This is a genomic window from Chitinophaga tropicalis, from assembly GCF_009758205.1.
GTDB lineage: Bacteria > Bacteroidota > Bacteroidia > Chitinophagales > Chitinophagaceae > Chitinophaga > Chitinophaga tropicalis.
Map to the genome: position 1 here is coordinate 1 of NZ_WRXN01000033.1, position 20,158 is coordinate 20,158.

Annotated in this window: 22 protein-coding genes; 20 read left to right on the top strand and 2 right to left on the bottom strand. The window is 40.6% G+C overall.

All coding sequences use genetic code 11. The features are described from left to right. Positions 1 to 140: 140 nt before the first annotated feature. The 6 genes from GO493_RS30450 (at position 141) to GO493_RS30475 (ending at position 4,854) form a co-directional block, all read left to right on the top strand. Positions 141 to 728: a Crp/Fnr family transcriptional regulator gene (locus GO493_RS30450; protein ID WP_232539168.1), complete on the top strand. Its 588-nt coding sequence runs from the start codon at positions 141 to 143 to the stop codon at positions 726 to 728. A 107-nt stretch (positions 729 to 835) separates the two neighbouring features. Then, a complete protein-coding gene (locus GO493_RS30455; protein ID WP_157310021.1) occupies positions 836 to 1,225 on the top strand; it encodes a RidA family protein in 390 nt (129 codons plus the stop codon). Positions 1,226 to 1,397: 172 nt separating this feature from the next. Continuing rightward, positions 1,398 to 2,021 carry a DNRLRE domain-containing protein gene (locus tag GO493_RS30460; protein WP_157310022.1) on the top strand — a complete coding sequence of 208 codons (624 nt, stop codon included), beginning with the start codon at positions 1,398 to 1,400 and terminating at the stop codon, positions 2,019 to 2,021. Between the two features lie 34 nt (positions 2,022 to 2,055). Beyond that, the gene (locus GO493_RS30465) at positions 2,056 to 3,450 is read left to right on the top strand and encodes a hypothetical protein (RefSeq protein ID WP_157310023.1); all 1,395 of its coding nucleotides are present in this window, start codon (positions 2,056 to 2,058) and stop codon (positions 3,448 to 3,450) included. Positions 3,451 to 3,544: 94 nt separating this feature from the next. Beyond that, positions 3,545 to 4,396, top strand: coding sequence for an AraC family transcriptional regulator (locus GO493_RS30470; RefSeq protein WP_157310024.1), 852 nt, complete (start codon positions 3,545 to 3,547; stop codon positions 4,394 to 4,396). A gap of 50 nt (positions 4,397 to 4,446) precedes the next feature. Beyond that, the gene (locus GO493_RS30475; RefSeq protein WP_157310025.1) at positions 4,447 to 4,854 is read left to right on the top strand and encodes a DinB family protein; all 408 of its coding nucleotides are present in this window, start codon (positions 4,447 to 4,449) and stop codon (positions 4,852 to 4,854) included. A 25-nt stretch (positions 4,855 to 4,879) separates the two neighbouring features. Here the strand turns inward: GO493_RS30475 and GO493_RS30480 are convergent, their stop codons facing one another. Beyond that, positions 4,880 to 6,250 carry a S41 family peptidase gene (locus tag GO493_RS30480; RefSeq protein ID WP_157310026.1) on the bottom strand — a complete coding sequence of 457 codons (1,371 nt, stop codon included), beginning with the start codon at positions 6,248 to 6,250 and terminating at the stop codon, positions 4,880 to 4,882. Between the two features lie 85 nt (positions 6,251 to 6,335). On the opposite strand from GO493_RS30480, the gene GO493_RS30485 reads away from it, so the two are divergent. Beyond that, positions 6,336 to 7,322, top strand: a complete 987-nt coding sequence (locus tag GO493_RS30485) for a hypothetical protein (RefSeq protein WP_157310027.1) — start codon at positions 6,336 to 6,338, stop codon at positions 7,320 to 7,322. Positions 7,323 to 7,397: 75 nt separating this feature from the next. Here the strand turns inward: GO493_RS30485 and GO493_RS30490 are convergent, their stop codons facing one another. Beyond that, complete coding sequence (locus GO493_RS30490) at positions 7,398 to 7,952, bottom strand: hypothetical protein (protein WP_157310028.1); 555 nt, start codon at positions 7,950 to 7,952, stop codon at positions 7,398 to 7,400. Between the two features lie 318 nt (positions 7,953 to 8,270). Here GO493_RS30490 and GO493_RS30495 point away from each other — a divergent pair, with 318 nt between their 5' ends. The 13 genes from GO493_RS30495 (at position 8,271) to GO493_RS30555 (ending at position 19,998) form a co-directional block, all read left to right on the top strand. Then, complete coding sequence (locus tag GO493_RS30495; RefSeq protein WP_157310029.1) at positions 8,271 to 8,744, top strand: hypothetical protein; 474 nt, start codon at positions 8,271 to 8,273, stop codon at positions 8,742 to 8,744. Continuing rightward, entirely contained in the window at positions 8,698 to 9,024 is a 327-nt protein-coding gene (locus tag GO493_RS30500; protein WP_157310030.1) for a hypothetical protein, read from the top strand. Before GO493_RS30495 ends, GO493_RS30500 begins: the two co-directional genes overlap by 47 nt. A gap of 81 nt (positions 9,025 to 9,105) precedes the next feature. Further along, complete coding sequence (locus tag GO493_RS30505) at positions 9,106 to 9,798, top strand: helix-turn-helix transcriptional regulator (RefSeq protein WP_157310031.1); 693 nt, start codon at positions 9,106 to 9,108, stop codon at positions 9,796 to 9,798. A gap of 78 nt (positions 9,799 to 9,876) precedes the next feature. Then, positions 9,877 to 10,290 carry a DUF1761 domain-containing protein gene (locus GO493_RS30510; protein WP_157310032.1) on the top strand — a complete coding sequence of 138 codons (414 nt, stop codon included), beginning with the start codon at positions 9,877 to 9,879 and terminating at the stop codon, positions 10,288 to 10,290. Next, the gene (locus GO493_RS30515; RefSeq protein WP_157310033.1) at positions 10,287 to 10,862 is read left to right on the top strand and encodes a YdeI/OmpD-associated family protein; all 576 of its coding nucleotides are present in this window, start codon (positions 10,287 to 10,289) and stop codon (positions 10,860 to 10,862) included. Before GO493_RS30510 ends, GO493_RS30515 begins: the two co-directional genes overlap by 4 nt. Before the next feature lie 197 nt (positions 10,863 to 11,059). Further along, positions 11,060 to 13,081: a serine hydrolase gene (locus GO493_RS30520; RefSeq protein ID WP_157310034.1), complete on the top strand. Its 2,022-nt coding sequence runs from the start codon at positions 11,060 to 11,062 to the stop codon at positions 13,079 to 13,081. Positions 13,082 to 13,125: 44 nt separating this feature from the next. Further along, positions 13,126 to 13,791 (top strand): VOC family protein, encoded by a 666-nt coding sequence (locus GO493_RS30525; protein WP_157310035.1) that lies wholly within the window; start codon positions 13,126 to 13,128, stop codon positions 13,789 to 13,791. A gap of 171 nt (positions 13,792 to 13,962) precedes the next feature. After that, complete coding sequence (locus GO493_RS30530; protein ID WP_157310036.1) at positions 13,963 to 14,475, top strand: hypothetical protein; 513 nt, start codon at positions 13,963 to 13,965, stop codon at positions 14,473 to 14,475. A gap of 370 nt (positions 14,476 to 14,845) precedes the next feature. Beyond that, positions 14,846 to 15,631, top strand: coding sequence for a sensor histidine kinase (locus GO493_RS30535; protein ID WP_157310037.1), 786 nt, complete (start codon positions 14,846 to 14,848; stop codon positions 15,629 to 15,631). Next, complete coding sequence (locus GO493_RS30540) at positions 15,628 to 16,320, top strand: LytR/AlgR family response regulator transcription factor (RefSeq protein WP_157310038.1); 693 nt, start codon at positions 15,628 to 15,630, stop codon at positions 16,318 to 16,320. Before GO493_RS30535 ends, GO493_RS30540 begins: the two co-directional genes overlap by 4 nt. A gap of 145 nt (positions 16,321 to 16,465) precedes the next feature. Then, positions 16,466 to 18,769, top strand: coding sequence for a TonB-dependent receptor (locus GO493_RS30545; RefSeq protein ID WP_157310039.1), 2,304 nt, complete (start codon positions 16,466 to 16,468; stop codon positions 18,767 to 18,769). A gap of 52 nt (positions 18,770 to 18,821) precedes the next feature. Next, positions 18,822 to 19,613, top strand: a complete 792-nt coding sequence (locus tag GO493_RS30550; protein ID WP_157310040.1) for a DUF4249 family protein — start codon at positions 18,822 to 18,824, stop codon at positions 19,611 to 19,613. A 112-nt stretch (positions 19,614 to 19,725) separates the two neighbouring features. Beyond that, the gene (locus GO493_RS30555) at positions 19,726 to 19,998 is read left to right on the top strand and encodes a hypothetical protein (protein WP_157310041.1); all 273 of its coding nucleotides are present in this window, start codon (positions 19,726 to 19,728) and stop codon (positions 19,996 to 19,998) included. Positions 19,999 to 20,158: the final 160 nt, after the last annotated feature.

The window sequence follows — 20,158 nt, forward strand, 5'->3', positions numbered from 1 at the left end:
CTTGTTCCCATCTCCCTAAGCCCGTCATATATTTTTACTGAATAAAATTAAGGCTCCACATATATGACCACGTATATAGCGCTATACAAAAGAAAAAACCGTCTCAATTTATTATTGAGACGGCTTCAAATATGGTATGTTTGTGGATATCTTCTGACCTGATGCAGGCAATACTAAGAGAACATATAGAAAAGATAGTACCACTGACTGACGATGAGTTCACATTCGTGCTCTCTCATTTCACTGCTAAAAGTTATAAAAAGCGTGAGTCCCTTATCCGCGAAGGGGAGAGCGTTAAATATGCCTATTTTGTTGTTTCCGGACTTTTGAAGCTGGTATATAATGATACGTCCGGAAGGGAGCATATTGTTTCCTTTGCTATGGAAGACTGGTGGGAAAGTGATTTTCAGGCTTATTATACCCAGACTAAGGCCTCTATGTCCCTGCAATGTCTTGAAGATACGGAGGTGTTCTGCCTTTCATTTGAAGATTACCGGAAATTATGTTCAGGACTTCAGAAGATGGAACATTTTTTTCTTGAAAAAGCAATTGGCGGCCATATTGGATCGCAGCAAAGAATATTGTCTTTCATAACGGCTAATGCAAAAGAGCGCTACGAACAGCTTCTTAAACGATATCCTTCACTATTCCAGAGAGTACCTAAAGCTTTACTTGCTTCCTATCTCGGTGTTTCACGCGAAACCCTTAGCCGGCTTGGACGTTCGTAATTGTGATATTTATCACACAAAAGAATTGCGCGTTGTTCTCATCTTTGCAGCGTACAAACGTTTATTAACTGTTGTTCCTGCAGAAACACAAACTAAAAAGCAAACAAATGGAAAAGAGAATCATCAATCCCTGGCAATGGCAGGATAGCCGTAGTTATGTGCAGGCAGTGGAAGTAAAACAGGTAAAAGGTACACTTTATTGTTCAGGACAGGCTGCTGTGCACGCAGATGGACAATCAAGCACCGACGATATGAAGACGCAGTTAATTCTGGCTATGCAAAACCTTGAGCAGATTATCAGTGAAGCAGGGTATGAATGCAAAAATATTGTACGGTTAAATGTTTACACAACTTCAACAGCAGAGCTTTGGCCTTGTTTTGATATCTTTCAGAATTGGATAGCAAAGCACGGTATTAAACAGGCGCTTACTCTGATGGAAGTAAAAAGCCTTTTTGAAACATTGAAAGTTGAACTGGAAGCTACAGTAGTGAAATAATATAAGACAGGGCCTGGTGTTGAACCAGGCCCTGTACATTTATAGTCTAAAAACAAACCTTAAGATCAGTATAGAAAGAGATCAGGCTATCCCCGATTTTAGGGATATAAGGTTTACGCTTTTGTAAATCCAGATATTAATCTCTACTTTAGTAAAAATATCCCATACCTCAATGAAATCTATACAATCCCTTATACCCGGCCTTCTGTTCATTTCTGCTATTATTAGTTGCCGTCAAAACAAAATATTGGTACAACGCCCGGAAAAAGGCATGGATACCTATGTGCATGAATACCATCCCAACAGGAACTTTAACTGGGACACTAAAATTGCCGTAATGGCCTGGACATTCAGTGGCACTCCCGGCAATTGCAGAGGGCTCATACGGTTTGATCTGTCTTCCATACCTGTAAGGGCAAAAGTGACTAAAGCAGAGCTGTATTTATATCATGTTACAGATCAGGGAAATAATCCGCAGCATTCCCAGCTTTCAGGGGCGAACGCCGGTTACCTGATGCAGGTATCTTCTTCATGGTCTGCCGATTCTGTAACATGGAGTAATCAGCCCGCTGTTATATCTGAAAGCCAGGTAGTATTACCAGCAAGTACCTCGGAAACGCAGGACTATGTTGTTGATGTTACTGCTATGGTAAGTAATATGGTGAAGCAGCCAGCTAATAATAATGGCTTTATGATCAGGTTGCAAAACGAAGATTATTACCGTGCGCTTATGTTTGCCAGCAGTAATCATAAGAACCTGGAGCTGCATCCTACTTTAAAAGTTTATTATAAGTAGAATATAAGGGTTTAATAAATCTGTTATAGCTAGTTTGGAAAAAAACTCTTCCGGATTATTATCTATATTAAGGCATATCCCTTATAGGTTTATGATGAATGAACGTAATTTGACTCACCGCAACCGGACTGTCAGTCGTGCAATAACCAATAGCGTCAGCACTTCAGGAATAGCGAAGCCTACAGTTGTACCTATTCAAAAAGTAACAGCGGATGGACAGATTCAAAATCAAGCCACTTGGTCACCTGATATTAAGCCTTTTCAGTTAAGATCTGGCAGTTCAGGGTTTTCAGAGAATTTAAGCCCTGTTGCTCCGGGAGCAGACAAAGCCTGGCATGTTATACAGCAAAAGCATAATTGGGAGAAGGCTGTTACACAGTTGAAAAAAGCAATGCCAATTCAACTGGCTGGCTTTAGCAAACCACTTAGTGCATATGGTGAGGCATTGAAGATCTTTAATGCTTTCATGAAAAATGAGCCGTACAGACTTTTGGATATCTCCAAAAATATCAGAAACCTTAATCCGCAAATTGAAGAGGATGATTTGCCTAAGGTCAACAGGATGCTGACGTTATGTATACAGGCGATACAAGCGAAGAAAACAGCACGGGAAGGTACAGGAACTTTATCTGAGGGTTCTTCCAGCGGGCCTTCCGGGGATGGAAAAGAAAGTAAGGAATCGTCATCGGTACAGAGTATTACACAATCAGAACTGGATGGGCTTATTCCTGGGCGGTTATCCGGTTTTATAGCTGAAGTAAAGTCCAGGTTAACAATCATTAAAGGGATTGGAACTCTTTCTCCAAAAAGAATTATTCAAACGCTATTCGATGTCAGTCAGAAGACACTTTTACCAGAGCTCAATGTTTTGGGAGCTTATCCGGAATTGATTATCCAGGAAGACGATTCAGAAGTAGCAGGTCTGTTCAGCCGGGATAAGTGGACAATAGCCCTTTCATACAATGATGAAGAGGACGGTATAGATGAGGCTGTTTTTCAACTGGCTTCTACCATTGCCCATGAAACCAGGCATGTTGAACAGGCATGGATGGAAATATACTTAAGCAGCAGCGGACCAACCAGAAAGGGTTATCGTGCACAGCCTAAACATGTTAGGCAGAAGAGTGTAACGTCGAATAGTAGTATTGCAAAAAAACTGGCAACTATCAGGCCTCCTGCCCCAAAAACAGCACAGCTGGAAGATACAGTAAAGCGTGGTAAGACTTTCACATATGGAAGAGGAATAGATGAAGCGCACGACAAATTAAACGATTACTATTTTGCCTCTGAGCTTAGACTTGGAGAGGCACCGGAAATTGATGATATTATCAAATTCTTCGAGTATGAGGTCAAGTACTATACTCATCCCAGGGAGATGGATGCTTATGCAGTGGAACGGCAATTTGGCGCTTTGTGGCATAATGGTTAACAGGTTTATAAATAGTATGGATTTAGCCCCATGCAGCTGACATCGGGTTGTCACTCCCTTTCGTACCTTTGTAAAAGGATCAAAAGCATACATTATGCAAGCGGATGTTCAGCAACTTTATCATTCCCCGGTTTGTTCTGTGCATAATTTTTTATGTCGCTGTCATGATTGTACCGTATCTGCGAAAGAACATGCAACTGAGTTTACGATCGCTTATATCCGCCGTGGTAACTTTCAGTTCCGTGTTTTCCGCAATGACCTGGATGCTTACAATGGCCAGTTCCTGGTATGTAAACCAGGGTATGAGCATAGGGTAGGGCATGCCCATGCGCTGCCGGACGAGTGTACTATCTTCCGTTTCTCCGATGAGAATGCGGAGCTGTTGCGAGCACAATCGCCAGAATTCAGATGGTTCTTTGATAACCCCGATATACAATCTGTATTAGTGAAAGCCAGCCCCGAAATGGAATATCTGCATTATACAATTTTCACAGCGTTACAAAAGCAGCATTACCCCAGGTTGTGGATTGAGCAGCTGATGACAGATCTGTTTGCACTGGTATTATCATCCGAAATGAAAAATATGCCGGCGCTCAAAGCCCGGCAGAAGAAGAACTATCTCCCGCTGATTGAAACAGTGAAGCATTATATCAATGAAAACTTTATGGAGGATATCAGTTTGCCGCAACTGGCGGCTACCGGCAATATGAGTATGTTCCATTTTAACAGGTTGTTCCGGCAGCTGACAGGTTACAGCCCTTATCAGTACCTGTTGCAGGTACGGTTGAAAGAAGCCAGTATACAGCTTTCCTATATGGGCTTGCCCATTACTTCCGTTGCCTTTTCTGCTGGCTTTAATAGCCTGGAACATTTCTCTGCTGCTTACAAAAAACAGTTCGGGCAGGCACCATCCGCTACGCGTTCAAAAAATAGCAATTTTCCTTAAATCCATCTGTATACAGTGAGCTAGATTTGTTTCATCAAATATCAATGTTTATGAAAGATCAAATGTTAGCAACACTGGAAAATGCAAAAGAATATACACTCGCCGTTGCAGCTGCTATGCCGGATGAGCATTATGCTTTTAAAGTAACGGACGAAGTCTTCACATTCAACGAATTACTGCACCATATTGGATATGGAATCTACTGGTGGGAGGAGAACTATATCCGGCAGAAGGAAACAGAGTGGACGCCACCTGCTGTTACCACTGGTAAGAAGGCTACGGTACGCTATCTTACAGATGCCTTCAGGTCTTTAAAAAAGAGTGTTGAAGCTTTACCGGAAAATGATAAAGCAATACACGGGTTTTATGCTACTATAGATCATATCACGCATCATCGCGGACAGGCAACTACATACCTACGCTACAAGGGTATAACTCCGCCCGCATATGTCTTCTAACTATGAGGCTCTGGCCCGCTATACGCTATGGGCGGGCCTTTTTTTGTTGCCAGGGTTCTTTTACTAGCCTGAGCGCAAAATTCAACGCAGCATCATTTTTCTGTATAAGATCTTTGATTGTAGGCAGAACATGGTAATCTGGAATTATTCCCCGGTCTTTATTTTTCGCATCAGTTACAGCCATGGTGTATTTTGTAGTTGGAATAAATAAAGTTATCCCGGAATATGGCAGCAACACTTCCTTAGTCCCTCCAGATGTATTGCCACAATAAGTTCCCCCTGTTTCCTCTCCTATAAAAATGGCCCTGTTATTATCTTTGGCAATTGCACAAAACTCAGTTGTAACTGAAAAACTTAAACCATCAATCAGTATATAAACATTGCCGTTGAAATTATCTGCATTTGGTTGCTGAACAGCCAGATTAGGATGATCTGCTGCGGTTAAAAAAACAGTGGGCTTTTCAAGGCTTGCATAATACTTAAAGGCTTTGTCTGTTAAATAAGAATACAGCAAAGAACCGTATACATCCCTGCCACCTCCATTACCTCGGAGATCAATGATAAGGTTCAAAACTGGCTTTTGTTTTATATCTCTGAAAGATGAATCAAGAAAACCGGCAAAGCCATCATCGGTGAAGTTAGGGATATATAGCAGAGCTGTGTTGCTGAGGGGATATGTTAAACTTTGCGCTTGTTCCCATTCGGGAATTATACTCTGACATTTTGTATCCTTTCTCAGCTCACTGTCAACGATAATTGTAGCTATCTGTCCGTTGTCGCTTCTGTATTTTACCTGGTATACCGTCTGCTGACCATAGACCAGGTTATAATAAAACCAGAAAGAATGGCTTAGTATCCAATACTTCTTTGTTTCAATTATTCCATCAGAAACTATGTAATTGAAAATATGTTTCCGGATGTCGTTTATATTTTCATTATTAATGGATAATATTTCTGTTCCTGTAGGAAGAGCATTCTTATTGCCACAATCCACAAAGGCCTTGTTATCCAGGAAAATAAGAGAAAAGGGAAAATATTTATCTGAATCTTCAATTTTTTTCTTAAAAGTATCTGAAGGGGAACAGCCCAAATGACCATCCCGGACAGCGCTTAGAATTAGCTTAACGGTCCTGTAGAAGTCATAATCAGTTGTACCATTATTAATAGCATTGGAGCAACTATCAAAAACTTTGTCAATCGAAGCTTTGGTATTAAATCTGTACAATGATGGATAGGTAGCTTCGAAGGCTTTCCTTAAAGTATCAAGATCCCTTTTGTAGTATGCTGCAGTCAGATGCTGTCCCGTTGTCAAGCCAGGAACAAACAAAAAAAATAGTATTAAAAACAGGCTTCTCTTTTTGGATTTAATTCTTACATATAAGGAGAACGCAAACATATGGATTTGTATATTTAATTGACCTGTAATATATCCGGAAATTTTCTATTTTGCAACGCAGTTACCCTTACATAAAAAATGAACAATGTTTAACATACTTACAAGTTTAATAGGATTAAGGATTGACGATAACAGGATTATTGAATTTCTTGAGAAGAACGGATTCAAATACCCTAAAAAGCCCTTTATATCCAATCGCTCTACAGATACCTCATATTGGGTAGAGAATAAAAAACTGGGAGTTGATCTGCTGTTTCAGGCACAGACCTATGTTCCCGGCTATTCCCTGATACAGGGTGATAAAAAGGGAATCTTCGTGCCGGTACTGGGCAGAGTAAGATGGTATAACAATAAATCAAAGACAGAATTTCCCCTTGGCCTTGATTTCAGCTATAACTTTGAATCGCTGAAAGAGAAGCTGGGAGAACCAGGCATAAAGAGCAGTGATATCTCTCCGATATGGTTGAATGATGATGGCAGTGAAAGCTTTTATAGATGGGAAATCATTTTGGATGATGAAAGAAGTCATGTCTGGGGACTTGAATATACTGATAACCAGGTTATCAAAGACTTTTCCCTTGGACTAAAATATCAGATGCCTGCCTTCTATTTATATAGTGAGTGGGGCTATGAGAATTTTGAAAATTTTATGTCGCGGCATAATTTTGATAGAACCGCTGACTTAATGTTCCTGCAATGGGCTATTGAAAGAGATCTGGTAAAACCGTCAGTAATAGCAACGGAAGTGAAAGAAGGGAAGTTGCCTGTTACAGAATGGGTACGTGCTCTTAACAGAGGCTATGTTTTAGAGAGCGATTTCTCTGCTGAAGGCCGGTTCATTGATGCTTATACCGCAAATTTAAGTGGAAACGACATACTTTATTCCAGGGATGCTGCTTACACATTTTTAGAAACTCCTGAGTTAAAGCAGAACGACTACGGAGAAGCCGCAAAAAAATTGCTGAATGAAGTATCTTATAACGAAGACAACTATAAAAAAATAAAGTCATTAATTGACAAAAGGCTGACTGAATATAAAGATCACGGGTTCAGGCAAAGTAAACAGATATAGGGCCTGATAACAGATAAAAGAGGGTGTCTTCATTTATTTATGACACCCTCTTTTACTTTTTATGATAGCGGATTATTAATCAGCATAGCCTGATTCAGCGTCGATAGCATCCATTGCGTTTTGTAGCGTCTTATTAGCCTCAGCCATTACCTTTGGCTCAATTTCGGAAGTTTCTGTAGTGGGCCGCAGAGATGCCTGTTGGCCGGCAAACACTAAATGCGCCATAACGCTGCTACAGCTCCAGAAGAAGTCATAAATAATAGCAACGCCCTCATCTTCCGCATCCAGGTAAGGTGCTATACTCTTTAACCAGGCCAGCATAGGTAGAATTTCCTCGTAATTTTCACTGAAAACTATCATAGTGAATCCCCATCCCTCCCGGCCTTCTTTTCCTTGTGCAGGATATGGGTCCAGCTTAAAGGAGTCAAAGACAGCACGATTCGTTTCTTCCTTGTCATAATTGTAGTAGGAGATTTTTGTCAACGGTGACTTGCCGTACATTTCACGGCTATCCCACCACGACGTCCAATTCTGGTCAATTTTCGGGGTAACTGGCTTTGCCTGGAAGAACCGTTCAAGGTTTTCCTGTTTGGTTTTAATGCTTACATATAAGGAGCTAAGCTCAGACATATGGATTTGTATATTTAATTGACCTGTAATATATCCGGAAATTTTCTATTTTGCAACGCAGTTACCCTTATATAAAAAATGAACAATGTTTAACACACTTAAAAGTTTAATAGGATTTAAGGATTGATGACAGCAGGATTATTGAATTTCTTGAGAAGAACGGATTCAAATACCCTAAAAAGCCCTTTATATCCAATCGCTCTACAGATACCTCTTATTGGGTAGAGAATAAAAAAACAGGGAGTTGATCTGTTTTTTCAAGTACAAACTTATGTTCCCAGTTATCCCCTGATACAAGGTGATAAAAAGGGGATGTTCGTGCCGGTACTGAGTAGCGTAAGATGGTATAACAATAAATCAAAGACGGAGTTTCCCTTGGGTCTGGATTTCAGCTATAATTTTGAATCGCTGAAAGAGAAGCTGGGAGAACCAGGCATAAAGAGCAGTGATATCTCTCCGATATCGTTGAATGATGATGGCAGTGAAAGCTTTTATAGATGGGAAACCATTTTGGATAATGAAAGAAGTCATGTCTGGGGACTTGAATATACTGACGATCAGGTTATCAATCATTTTTCTCTTGGGTTAAAATTTCAGAAGCCTGCCCTCTATTTATACAGTGAGTGGGGCAATGAGAAATTTGAAAAATTTATATCACAGCATAATTTTGATAGAACCGCTGACTTAATGTTCCTGCAATGGGCTATTGAAAGAGACCTGGTAACCATCAGCAACAGCAACAGAAGTGAAAGAAAGGAAGTTGCCTGTTACAGAATGGGTACGTGCTCTTAACAGAGGCTATGTTTTAGAGAGCGATTTCTCTGCTGAAGGCCGGTTCGTTTATGCTTATAACAGGAATTTAAGTGGAAACGACATACTTTATTCCAGGGATGCTGCTTACACATTTTTAGAAACTCCTGAGCTAAAGCAGAACGACTACGGAGAAGTTGCAAAAAAACTGCTGAATGAAGTCGCTTATAACGAAGACAACTATAAAAAAATAAAGTCATTGATTGACAGAAGGCTGGCCGAATATAAAGATCACAAGTTCAAACAAAGTAAACAGATATAGAGCTTATAAACAGATAAAAGCAACAAAACCTGCAATTAATGCAGGTTTTGTTGCTTTCAGCATTTATTTTTGAGAGAAAAAATGAACGATACTGATACCAAACGACTTTCCCGGTTGACTGCAATCCTCACTCAATTGCAGACAAAACGGCTTTTAACATCAACAGAGTTAGCCAGCAGATTTTCGGTCAGTATCAGAACAATTTACAGGGATATAAAGGCATTGGAGCAGGCAGGCGTTCCAATTTTGACAGAGGAAGGGAAAGGGTATACTTTAATGGAAGGATACAGGATTCCCCCCGTGATGTTCACTGAAAGGCAGGCCAACGCTTTGATCCTTGCAGAACAATTGGTTTTGAAGAACAAAGATGCTTCTTTTGTCAGGGATTATTCAGAGGCTATCGATAAAATAAAAGCTGTATTAGGTCATAGCGTAAAAGATAAAGCTAACCTGCTGGCAGAAAGGACCCGGTATGACCAGAATCTCAACAGCAAAAGAAGCAGCGATAACCTATCGGAATTACAATCTGCACTTACAAATTTTAACCTGACCCGAATTGAATATGCCAACGAGGCAAAGGAAGTAACTACAAGGTTGATAGAACCCTTTGCTTTATTAAGTACACAGGAAGGCTGGCTGTTGGTAGCGTGGTGCCGTCTGCGTAAGGAATTCCGGTATTTCAGGCTTGACAGGATTAAAAAACTACACGTTCTTACTGAGAAATTCACTCCTCATAAAATGACCCTGCAGGAGTATTTTGACCGGTATTACTAATTTCTTTTCTACCCCTGACATAAGGCTGTCATCCAACCGGTTTAGCTTTGCATCGTAAACTTTAAAAAATTAATTTTTATGATCAGTCAATTAGCAGGTTTAAACTGGGTGAGTGTTTTAGTAGCATTTGCTGCGTATTTTTTACTCGGCGCTTTATGGTTCACTTTATTCTTCAGTAAACAGTACAGGATCTCTCTGGGTCGTGAAAACGAAACTTTACCAAACAAACCTATTTTCATAGTTGGGCCGGCACTCTGCTCACTGGTAATTACAATTGCAAGCGCGTTGCTGATCTATGCACTGGATATATCATCGTTTAGTGAGGCGTGGAAATTCTCCCTGCTTGTCGGTGTCGGCTACCTGTTTGCCAACACAGTTAATATTGCGATCAATCCGAATATTCCCCGGCCAATCCTCTATGGAATTATTAGTGGTACCTATCATTTAGTGGGGATATTGATTGTAAGCATTATCCTTGTTACAATGAAATGATGAAAGATATCGAGACTTTTTGCCCGGCAGACCAGTTGCAATGGAGAAGATGGTTACAGGAGAACCATAACAAAAAGCGATCCATCTGGCTGATTTATTACAAAAAGAAAACGAATGTCCCTTCTATAACCCGGAGCGATGCGATAGATGAAGCGCTTTGCTTCGGGTGGATAGATAGCACATCGAGGCCAATTGACGATGAAAAATTCATGCAGTTTTTCACACGTAGAAAAACTACAAGCGTCTGGTCGAAGATCAACAAAGGAAAAGTACAGCGATTGATAGACGAAGGACTTATGACGCGGGCAGGTTACGAAAGTATTGAAGCTGCAAAACGGAATGGTTCCTGGTCAATTTTAGACGAAGTAGAAGAGTTAAAAATACCTGGAGACCTGGAGAAGGAATTTGATCTTCTCCCGGGTTCAAAAGGCTTCTTTGTAAGTTTAAGTAAGTCTGTCAGGAAAAGTATCCTGCAATGGCTTGTTCTGGCCAAACGACCGGAAACCAGGCAAAAAAGAATTACAGAAATAGCCACACTTGCCGCTCAGGGATTGAGGCCTAAGCCATTTTAGATAACGCGGGCAGTAGAATTATGCAGGATTTAACAGGATTGGGTGATTTTAAGTTGAAATGAGTTATTAAAGTATTGGATGAAAGAGCTTATGGCAGAATTTGCTTATCCGTTTCTGAGTGACCGGACATTCATGCAACTTTTTTATACCGGAGGCGTCTTTAATTTGTTTGACGACACCCTTATAAATTGTTAATTATGCCGGTATCATCTTCTGTTAAAGCAATTTGCATATCTGTATTATGCCTCCTCTCCAGTACACGTTTATTCGCCCACAATGGAAGTATAGCTTATGCTTATCCGCTTGGGAAGATCACTGTTGATGGTGATTTTTCCGATTGGCCGAAAAATGCTGTGAAGTATATGATAGCCATGAATCTGTCGGATACAAAGCCAAAGAATGAAACCGATTTCTCAGGTTTTTTTCAGCTGGGTTATAGCCTCGGCAACCAATCACTATACCTGGCGTTTACCATTACAGATGACGATTTTTTCGAGGATACCTCTGCAAATGTACGCTGGAACACCCAGGATGGGCTCGAATTAAGCATTGACGCTCGTCATTTGCTTTCCGGTTCAGGGGTAGCGTCATTTATGTACAGCAAAAAACTGCGTAATACCAACAATGCATTCTATGATCCCTTTGCCAGCGCCGCTACCTGGGATATCATGGAGGTCGCTATGAAGAGGGAGGGTAATAAACGTTTCTACGAATGGCGTATACAGCTGGGAAATGAACTGGCTGTCGGGAAATCTGTCGGGTTTGATTTTCACGTATTCGACAAAGATAATGATGGAAGTTTTTCCTGGTCTGCCTGGGGAAAGGGAGGATCCAAATATATGAACCCCAACAGTCTTGGCGATATTATCTTTCTGCCTGCAGGTGCTAAATTGGCTACTGTTGCAGGGAAAGTAAGCTGGAGTGAGCCAAAGACCGCGAAGTTACCAGGTGCGGTTCGTTTAAAAGCCGTAGAAAACTCAAAGCTCTGGGTAACAGCCGGAGTAGATAGCCTGGGAAATTACACCGTGGAAGTTCCTCCAGGGAAGTATGAGATTTCGCTGCCCGATACTTATTTCCAATCTGAAGAAAAACTGTATGCTACCGATCAAACCGCGCCTGCTACCGTTGTTGCCAAAACCGGGCAAAAAGTAGTGGCGCATGATCTCGTTATTTCATCTGCACCAGTGCCTGATCTGATTCCCGATAAAGGGATACTGCTATCAGACTTTACAACTTCCAGTGCTGAACAGGTAGACCACTTTATTGAAACTTATCGTCAATATTATGGGATACCTGGTGTTTCGCTTGCTTTGATAAAGGATGGGAAACTGGTCTATCATAAAACATATGGTGTTACCAACACAATGACAGGCCAGAAAGTAGATGACAATACATTGTTTGAAGCAGCTTCCATTACTAAGCCAGTATTCGCCTTTGCTGTTGAGCGGCTGGCAGAGCGCGGTGTCATCGACCTTGACAGACCACTGTATGAATATCTTCCTTATAAGGATATTGAATACGATGAACGATATAAATTGATGACAGCAAGACATGTGCTGACACACCGGACAGGTTTCCCCAACTGGAGGTCGATGAATGAAGATGGGAAGCTGAATCTGAAGTTTACCCCTGGCACGGCATTCAATTACTCAGGAGAGGGCTTCGAATACCTGAAGATGGTAGTAGAGAAAATTACCGGTAAGAAGGTAGAACAGGTATTGCAGGAAGAAGTGATTGAGCCAATCGGACTGTATCATACATTCTTTTCAAAGAACGATTCTTTACAGCGTATGGTAGCGTATGGTCACTATGATAAACTGCCAAGTAGAAACGATCTTCCTGAAAAGCCGGGGATGGCTTATTCTATGCATACAGAAGCGAAGATCTTCACCAGGTTTATGCTGTACCTGTTGGAGCAGAAGGGCTTGAAGCCGGAAACTTATGCAACTATTCTCTCTAAACATTCCGAATATAACTTTGACGGATGGTCTCATAAGCCAACAGTACCTACATACATGGGTATGAGCCTTGAGATCAGGGAAACTCCTTTCGGTAAAACGTTTGGTCATGGCGGTAATAACGGGGATTTCAAATGTAAATTTGAGATGTATAAAGATCTGAAGATGGGATATGCCATTTTTACTAATTCCAATACATCTGATGAGCTGCTTGAAAATATGCGTAAGCTCCTGGTAGAGGGGAAAGATGCCCGCCCCTGAAAACTCGCGGTTTCATTTGTACCTTTGTACTAAAATGAACGGCTATGAGAATAAAACGGATAGAGCTTCTTACTAATGATATTATTCAAACTAAATTATTTTATACCCGGACACTGCAGTTCAGCATACAATACGAAACCAATAACAGCATCAGTTTTAAGACTGGTGCTTCTATACTTACTTTCAGGCAGGATAACTCTATTTTAAGTCCCGTTTATCATTTTGCATTTAATATTCCCCATAACCAGTTGGAGGAAGCGATTATCTGGATGACAGGAAAGGCTGAATTACTCTCTGTAACTTCAGAAAGTAAAACAGCCGATTTCAGTCATTGGAATGCGAATGCTGTATATTTTTCAGATAACAGCGGGAATATCCTGGAATTAATAGCCCGTCATGATTTAGATAATGGAAGTGATACACCATTTTCCTCTGATTCTATTCAATGTATCAGCGAAATAGGCATTGCAGTTGACAATGTACCTCTTTTTATGGACTGTGCCATTAAAGACCATGGCTTAAATATTTTCTCTAAACAACAGCCGCAGGAAAAATTTGCAGCGCTGGGAGACGACAATGGGTTATTGATTATTGCAGAGACAGACAGGAACTGGTTTCCTACAAGTGTTCCGGCACGAAAATTTCCAACAGGGATCGTTCTCGGAAATGGGAACAACGAAGAAGATATTCAACTAGCTATCCATTTGTAAATGGTTAACTGAAACTAAATGTTTACAGATAAAGGAAAAGCTGTACCTTCAATACAGCTTTTTTCCCGGAATGAACTCCCCTGAATTGACCATTCACATCTTATTAAAGCCCAGGACCAGAACAATGTTTTTGTAGAAATTATCGGTATATATAACATATAAATACTGGTTATGAAGAAGAACTATTGCTTGCTTCTGCTTATGCTGTTCACCTGCGTAGGCTCCCTGGAGGCTAAGAAACTCTTTATAAGAGTATTTGATCTGCAGGGCCATAGGACTACCAAAGGTGCTGTCATTGCTACTACAGATACCTCTGTCATACTCCTGCATGGCAACGAACGGCTTGAAATTCCTGTGAAAGATATCGGTATTATCAAAACAAAAAGAGCCTTTGTCCATCCAATCCTAACAGGAGCTATTATAGGCAGTTTGTCGGGAGCGCTCTTAGGATTAATAGCCCATGAAGATCATGACGAGGCCAGCGGTTATTTTATATATGAAACTTCCGTTGGTGAGGATATTGCCGCGGGTGCGCTTAGTGGCGTTGTAATTGGAGGGGTTGTAGGAACCATTATTTCAGCAACACAAAGAAGAAGATCGATCGTCATAAACGGAGATGTGAAGGAATGGCAACAACAAAAGAAGTTTTTTGACGTTATATTAGCTGCACTCCATATGGAATGAAATAACATGGCTGTTGCCATCTGCCTTTTCTGCTGGTTTATTCATATTTCCACAAATAACCCTCCTTCTTCTCATATTTTTTGATGAGAAGGAAACATACCTTTGCTTTGGCATTATTTTCAAAGTAGTTATGAAAGTCAAGCGTTTCACTATTGCCACGCATGCCTTGGTTTGGGTATTGTTGCTGGTTATTCCTTACGTTTCAACAGACCAGGTTTTCAATACGTTAGACCCTTCGTCTGATAGCCAGTATCTTTTACTCTGCCTTGCTTTAAGCGCTGTATTGATAGTGGTTTTTTACTTCAACTATTTCTTTCTGATCCCTAAATACCTGCTTGCAAAGAAATACTGGCTCTATTTTTCATTTCTATTGCTGGCAATAGTAACAGTATTTTTACTTTCCGGTGGCATATTTTTCTTTTCCAATTTCAGCCCCGGAATATTACCCGAAACAAATCCGGCTATTGAGAAGATCTTTCCCGTTATCATAGTGAACGCCCTATTATTGTGGCTCTTAGCCATTGTTTCATCTATTTTGTGGACAGCTTATAACAGGTTAAAGCAAACTGAAAGCGAAAAACTATCAGCGCAGATTGCTTCGCTTAAATCACAAATTAACCCGCACTTCCTGTTTAATACTTTAAACAATATTTACGCTACAGCCATTGACTCTTCTCCTAAAACTGCCGATATGGTTGATAAGCTTTCAGAGATGATGCGCTACACGATGAAAGACACACAACAGGATTTTGTTTTACTGGAAGATGAAATTAATTATATAAGCAATTTTATTGAATTGCAGAAATTGCGACTGGATAGGAGTGTGAAACTGGAATACCATCTTTTGGAAGATACCCCGGCATTGCGGATTGCCCCGATGCTGCTAGTTCCTTTTATTGAAAACGCTTTTAAACATGGGGTGAACTCTGAACAGAAAAGCCGGATAAGAATTGAGATAACAATAGACAGGACTGAGTTGCAGCTAAGTGTGGTAAATAATAAAGTAGATATTCAACGGGATATTTCTGAAAGAAGCGGGTTGGGAATTGAAAATACAAGGCATCGCCTGAATTTAATTTATCCTTCCAAACATCTGTTGGTTATCAATGATACCGAAAAGGAATTTTTTGTTTCTTTGTATATTAACTTACAATGATAAATGCTATTGCCATAGACGATGAACCGTTAGCACTTACAGTGATCAGATCGCTATGCGATAGAAGCGAAAGCATCAATCTGCAAAAAACTTTTACCCAACCCACCGAGGCGCTGAAACATCTGCGAAAATTCCCGGTTGACCTGATTTTTTGCGATATACAAATGCCTGCCATGACCGGAATTAATTTAGTAAAGTCATTGCAGAAGAACACAATGGTGATCTTTACTACTGCATTCAGTGAATATGCAGTTGTTAGTTATGAGCTTAATGCCGTTGATTACTTACTCAAACCCATCAATCAAAAACGCTTTACCCAGGCCATTAACAAAGCACAGGAGTATTTCGACTACATTAATAAGAAAGATGCCGATACAGAGAAAAACATATTTATCCGTGCCGATTTCAGTTTGGTCAAAATTCCTTTAGGTGATATTCTGTACATTGAAGGATTAGCCGATTATCTCAAAATTTATATAAAGGACCGTAAAACTATTGTAGCGCGGATGTCCATGAAAGACATGATGGAAAAACTGCAATCTGCTGATTTTATTCGTGTGCATCGCAGTTTCATATTGCCATTCAGCAGAATTGAAGCGGTGAGGGGAACTACTATTTTTATTGGTGACAAAGAGTTCCCTGTTGGACGAACTTACGCTGAAGATTTTTTTAACCGCTATTCTTCTTAAAAGCGCTGCATTCTTCGCACAAATCTTCCACTTCTTCTCAAAAATTTTTGTAAGGCTGTTTTTGATTTCACATTTGTATCGTAATCATAAAAATGATTGCCGGATACAAACCTGAATAGACAAACAAACATGCCAATTCATTCTCATGTACAAGAAACTAATTGTAACAAGCCTACTTCTTTTACTCAGCACAACACTTTTGCTGGCGCAAACAAAATATACCGTAAGCGGAACGGTGAAACAAAAATCCTCAGGCGAGACACTCATTGGAGTAACTGTAATGGTAGTGGAAAAACCCACAATTGGTGTAATTACCAATGAATACGGTTTTTATTCTGTTTCACTTCCTGAAGGCAACTATACCTTACGGTTTTCTTATGTTGGATACAAGCAGGAACTGGTTCCCGTGAAATTGGAATCAAATGTTACAGTAAGTATTAGCCTGGTTGATGAAAGTAGTTTGCGGGAAGTGGTAATAAGCTCTAAGAAAGATAATGATAATCTTACTAAAGCTTCAATGGGCACTGAAGTACTGAATATGAAAGAGGCAGCGAAGATTCCGGTGGTATTTGGTGAAAAAGACTTAGTGAAGACCATCCAGCTATTGCCTGGAGTAAAATCAAATGGCGAAGGAAGCAATGGCTTTTCTGTCAGAGGTGGCGCTACTGATCAAAACCTGATCTTGCTGGATGAAGCGCCCGTATATAACGCATCGCATCTGTTAGGTTTTTTCAGCTCTTTCAACAGTGATGCCATTAAAGATGCCACCATTATCAAAGGAAACAGCCCGGCTCAGTATGGAGGCCGTCTTTCATCAGTGCTGGATGTAAAGATGAAGGAAGGAAATAACAAAGATTACCAGGTAAGCGGTGGGCTGGGCCTGATCAGTAGCAGGTTAACAATAGAAGGTCCTATTCAGAGAGATAGATCGTCATTCATGATATCCGGCAGACGGACTTATGCCGATCTCTTCGCAAGACTTTCCTCTGATATGAAAGATGTCAAGTTATACTTCTATGATCTGAATGCCAAAGCGAACTGGGCCATCAACAGTAAGAACAAGTTATACTTCTCCGGTTATTTCGGCAAAGACGTATTCAGCGTTTCTACATTGTTCGGAAGCGACTGGGGCAATGCCACAGCAACACTGAGGTGGAACAGTATATTAAACAGCAAATTATTTTCCAATACCTCCCTCATTTATAGCAACTATGATTTCAACGTTGGGTTTAAAACTAATACCAGCGCGATGAATTTTAATTCCCATATCAGGGACCTGAACCTGAAGCAGGATTTTACCTGGTATGCGAATGCCAATAATACGGTGCGTATGGGATTTAATATTATTCACCATACCATCACTCCTACAAAAGCTGAAGGGACGGATATTGTAAATAATAAAAAGAGCCGTAAGGGATTAGAGAGCGCAGTCTATGTAAGCAATTCCTGGAAGGTTTCCGACGTACTTAACATCGACTATGGATTGCGGTTTTCTATCTACAATGTTTTGGGAGGTGGTCTCTATAATATATACAAGGGGAATAAACTTGTCGACTCAATAAAATTAGCAGATGGAAAGTTTGGTAAGAACTATTACAATCTTGAGCCAAGAATTTCTGCAAGCTACAGGCTCAATAGTTCTGCAACTATAAAGGTTGGTTATGCACGTAACACTCAAAGCCTCCACCTGATGAGTAACTCAACCGGAGGCAGCCCTACGGATGCCTGGATAGGAAATAGCTACAACATTAAACCGGAGATAGCTGACCAGTTCAGCGTTGGATTTAGTAAAAGCCTTAACAACAATGCGTTTGAACTGAATACGGAGGCCTACTACAAAACAATGGCGAATCAGATAGATTACAGGGATGGTGCCGATATCAACACAGTTCCGGATATTGAAAGCGAGCTGCTATTTGGTAAAGGCCGCGCTTATGGAATAGAGGTTTTATTGAGGAAGAAGAAAGGAATATTGACCGGGTGGATCGGGTATACCCTCTCCAAAACAGAAAGACAAATAAACGGTATCAACAGTAATCAATGGTATGATGCAAAGCAGGACCGTACGCATGACTTATCAATTGTTGGTATTTATACGCTTTCTGAACGATGGACTTTATCCGGCACATTCATTTATAACACAGGGAACGCGGTAACATTCCCCACAGGGAAGTATGTTTTGAACGATATGGTTATTTATCAATATGGGACGCGTAATGCAGACAGGATGCCTGCTACACACAGACTGGATATTAGCGCTACTTATGAAAGGCCTGCGAGGAAAAGGTGGCAAGGCTCCTGGAGCTTCGGGTTGTATAATGTATATGGTCGCCGTAACCCGTTTGCCATTACATTTAAAGAGAATAAAACCAACCCACAGAAAATAGATGCAGTACAAACCTCACTCTTTCAATGGGTACCCAGTGTAACCTATAATTTCAAATTTTAGTTGTCATCTCAGCTCAGACTGATATTCTGTAAAGTTTTTAGAAAGAATGAAAATGAAAAATATTGTTAGCATATTATTTATAGGCTTGCTTTTTACGGGTTGCGAAAAGACAATTGATTTAGATTATAAAAGCAATCAATCCCGTATCATCATACAGGGTAACATTACCAACGGGGCTGGACCATATTATGTGAAGATTACGAAGTCAATTCCTTTGAAGGATACCGGAAGTTACCCGGTAATTGATGATGCCGTTGTTACCATCAGCGATGACGCGGGAAATAGTGAAGTTCTTACAGCAGGAGGGAATGGAACGTATCATACCAATGCATTAGCTGGCGTTGAAGGCAGGACTTACACACTGACTGTACAGGCAGGAAACCAAACATACTCAGCACAGAGTACCATGCCCAAAAGAGTACCCTTTGATTCTATCAGGGTGGAGACACATATTGTAACCGGTGAAACAGAATACAGTATAATCCCGGTTTATCCTGACCCTTTGACAAAAGGCAACAATTACCGGTTTGTATTATGGTTGAACAATAAACTGATCAATCAGCACCTGATACAAAATGATGAAGTAAGAAATGGCGTTGCCAATTCTGTCAGACTGGAAATAAATGATGACGATATTGAGTTCAAACCGGGAGATTCGGTCACTTTACAAATGCAATGCATTGACAAAAATGTAGCATTGTATTACAGGACATTGGCTTTAATATCTGACAGTGGCCCTGGAGGAGGTACCACGCCGAACAATCCTCCGAATAATATATCCAATGGAGCATTAGGATTATTTTCAGCTTATACAGTGGAGACGAAGAGTGTTGTAATGCCGTAGTTCGCAATGGAAAGCAGTGAATAACAAACAGCATTTAAAAGGATATTGAATGGCTGTGTTATTCCTGTTTTCCTTATTAGAAATATTCAGAAGTAACTCATTGTTATAGTCTATGAAAAAAGCCACGAAACGAGAAGATAGTTTAATTGCAGATATTTTGTCTGAATCGTCCGGCGCTGATTCAGGTTCAGCTAAAGAAGGCAGAAGAGAGAGAAAAGCATGGGCATTGATGGATTATTCTTTTGAGATCAGTACAGTGTCTGACGATGTTTTTCTTTACGACGACAATGAATCCGGTGCACTCATTGTTTATATACCTGTAATTACGAATTTCCTGGGTATTATACCTCTGAGGCTGTGCCTTACTATTGTCATAATCTTATAGAAAAGAAGCGGCCAGTTGTAACTGGCCGCTGTCTGTGGTGCGCCCGGCACGGGCGCAAACTCTAGGGTGTAAGTCCCGAACGCGCCTTGATAGTGGGAAGCGTTAACCGATGGCAAGGGTGTCCTTCGTGAGGAGGAATCTGAAGGAAGCCTAAGGTAAA

What these genes read in the sequence shown, in the direction of transcription:
- GO493_RS30555 (WP_157310041.1), top strand. Translation starts at nt 19,726, where the DNA reads ATGAAAAAAGCCACGAAACGAGAAGATAGTTTAATTGCAGATATTTTG.
- GO493_RS30505 (WP_157310031.1), top strand. Translation starts at nt 9,106, where the DNA reads ATGAACGATACTGATACCAAACGACTTTCCCGGTTGACTGCAATCCTC.
- GO493_RS30530 (WP_157310036.1), top strand. Translation starts at nt 13,963, where the DNA reads ATGAAGAAGAACTATTGCTTGCTTCTGCTTATGCTGTTCACCTGCGTA.
- GO493_RS30490 (WP_157310028.1), bottom strand. Translation starts at nt 7,952, where the DNA reads ATGTCTGAGCTTAGCTCCTTATATGTAAGCATTAAAACCAAACAGGAA.
- GO493_RS30460 (WP_157310022.1), top strand. Translation starts at nt 1,398, where the DNA reads ATGAAATCTATACAATCCCTTATACCCGGCCTTCTGTTCATTTCTGCT.
- GO493_RS30455 (WP_157310021.1), top strand. Translation starts at nt 836, where the DNA reads ATGGAAAAGAGAATCATCAATCCCTGGCAATGGCAGGATAGCCGTAGT.
- GO493_RS30520 (WP_157310034.1), top strand. Translation starts at nt 11,060, where the DNA reads ATGCCGGTATCATCTTCTGTTAAAGCAATTTGCATATCTGTATTATGC.
- GO493_RS30510 (WP_157310032.1), top strand. Translation starts at nt 9,877, where the DNA reads ATGATCAGTCAATTAGCAGGTTTAAACTGGGTGAGTGTTTTAGTAGCA.
- GO493_RS30525 (WP_157310035.1), top strand. Translation starts at nt 13,126, where the DNA reads ATGAGAATAAAACGGATAGAGCTTCTTACTAATGATATTATTCAAACT.
- GO493_RS30470 (WP_157310024.1), top strand. Translation starts at nt 3,545, where the DNA reads ATGCAAGCGGATGTTCAGCAACTTTATCATTCCCCGGTTTGTTCTGTG.
- GO493_RS30480 (WP_157310026.1), bottom strand. Translation starts at nt 6,250, where the DNA reads ATGTTTGCGTTCTCCTTATATGTAAGAATTAAATCCAAAAAGAGAAGC.
- GO493_RS30540 (WP_157310038.1), top strand. Translation starts at nt 15,628, where the DNA reads ATGATAAATGCTATTGCCATAGACGATGAACCGTTAGCACTTACAGTG.
- GO493_RS30515 (WP_157310033.1), top strand. Translation starts at nt 10,287, where the DNA reads ATGATGAAAGATATCGAGACTTTTTGCCCGGCAGACCAGTTGCAATGG.
- GO493_RS30485 (WP_157310027.1), top strand. Translation starts at nt 6,336, where the DNA reads ATGTTTAACATACTTACAAGTTTAATAGGATTAAGGATTGACGATAAC.
- GO493_RS30475 (WP_157310025.1), top strand. Translation starts at nt 4,447, where the DNA reads ATGAAAGATCAAATGTTAGCAACACTGGAAAATGCAAAAGAATATACA.
- GO493_RS30545 (WP_157310039.1), top strand. Translation starts at nt 16,466, where the DNA reads ATGTACAAGAAACTAATTGTAACAAGCCTACTTCTTTTACTCAGCACA.
- GO493_RS30550 (WP_157310040.1), top strand. Translation starts at nt 18,822, where the DNA reads ATGAAAAATATTGTTAGCATATTATTTATAGGCTTGCTTTTTACGGGT.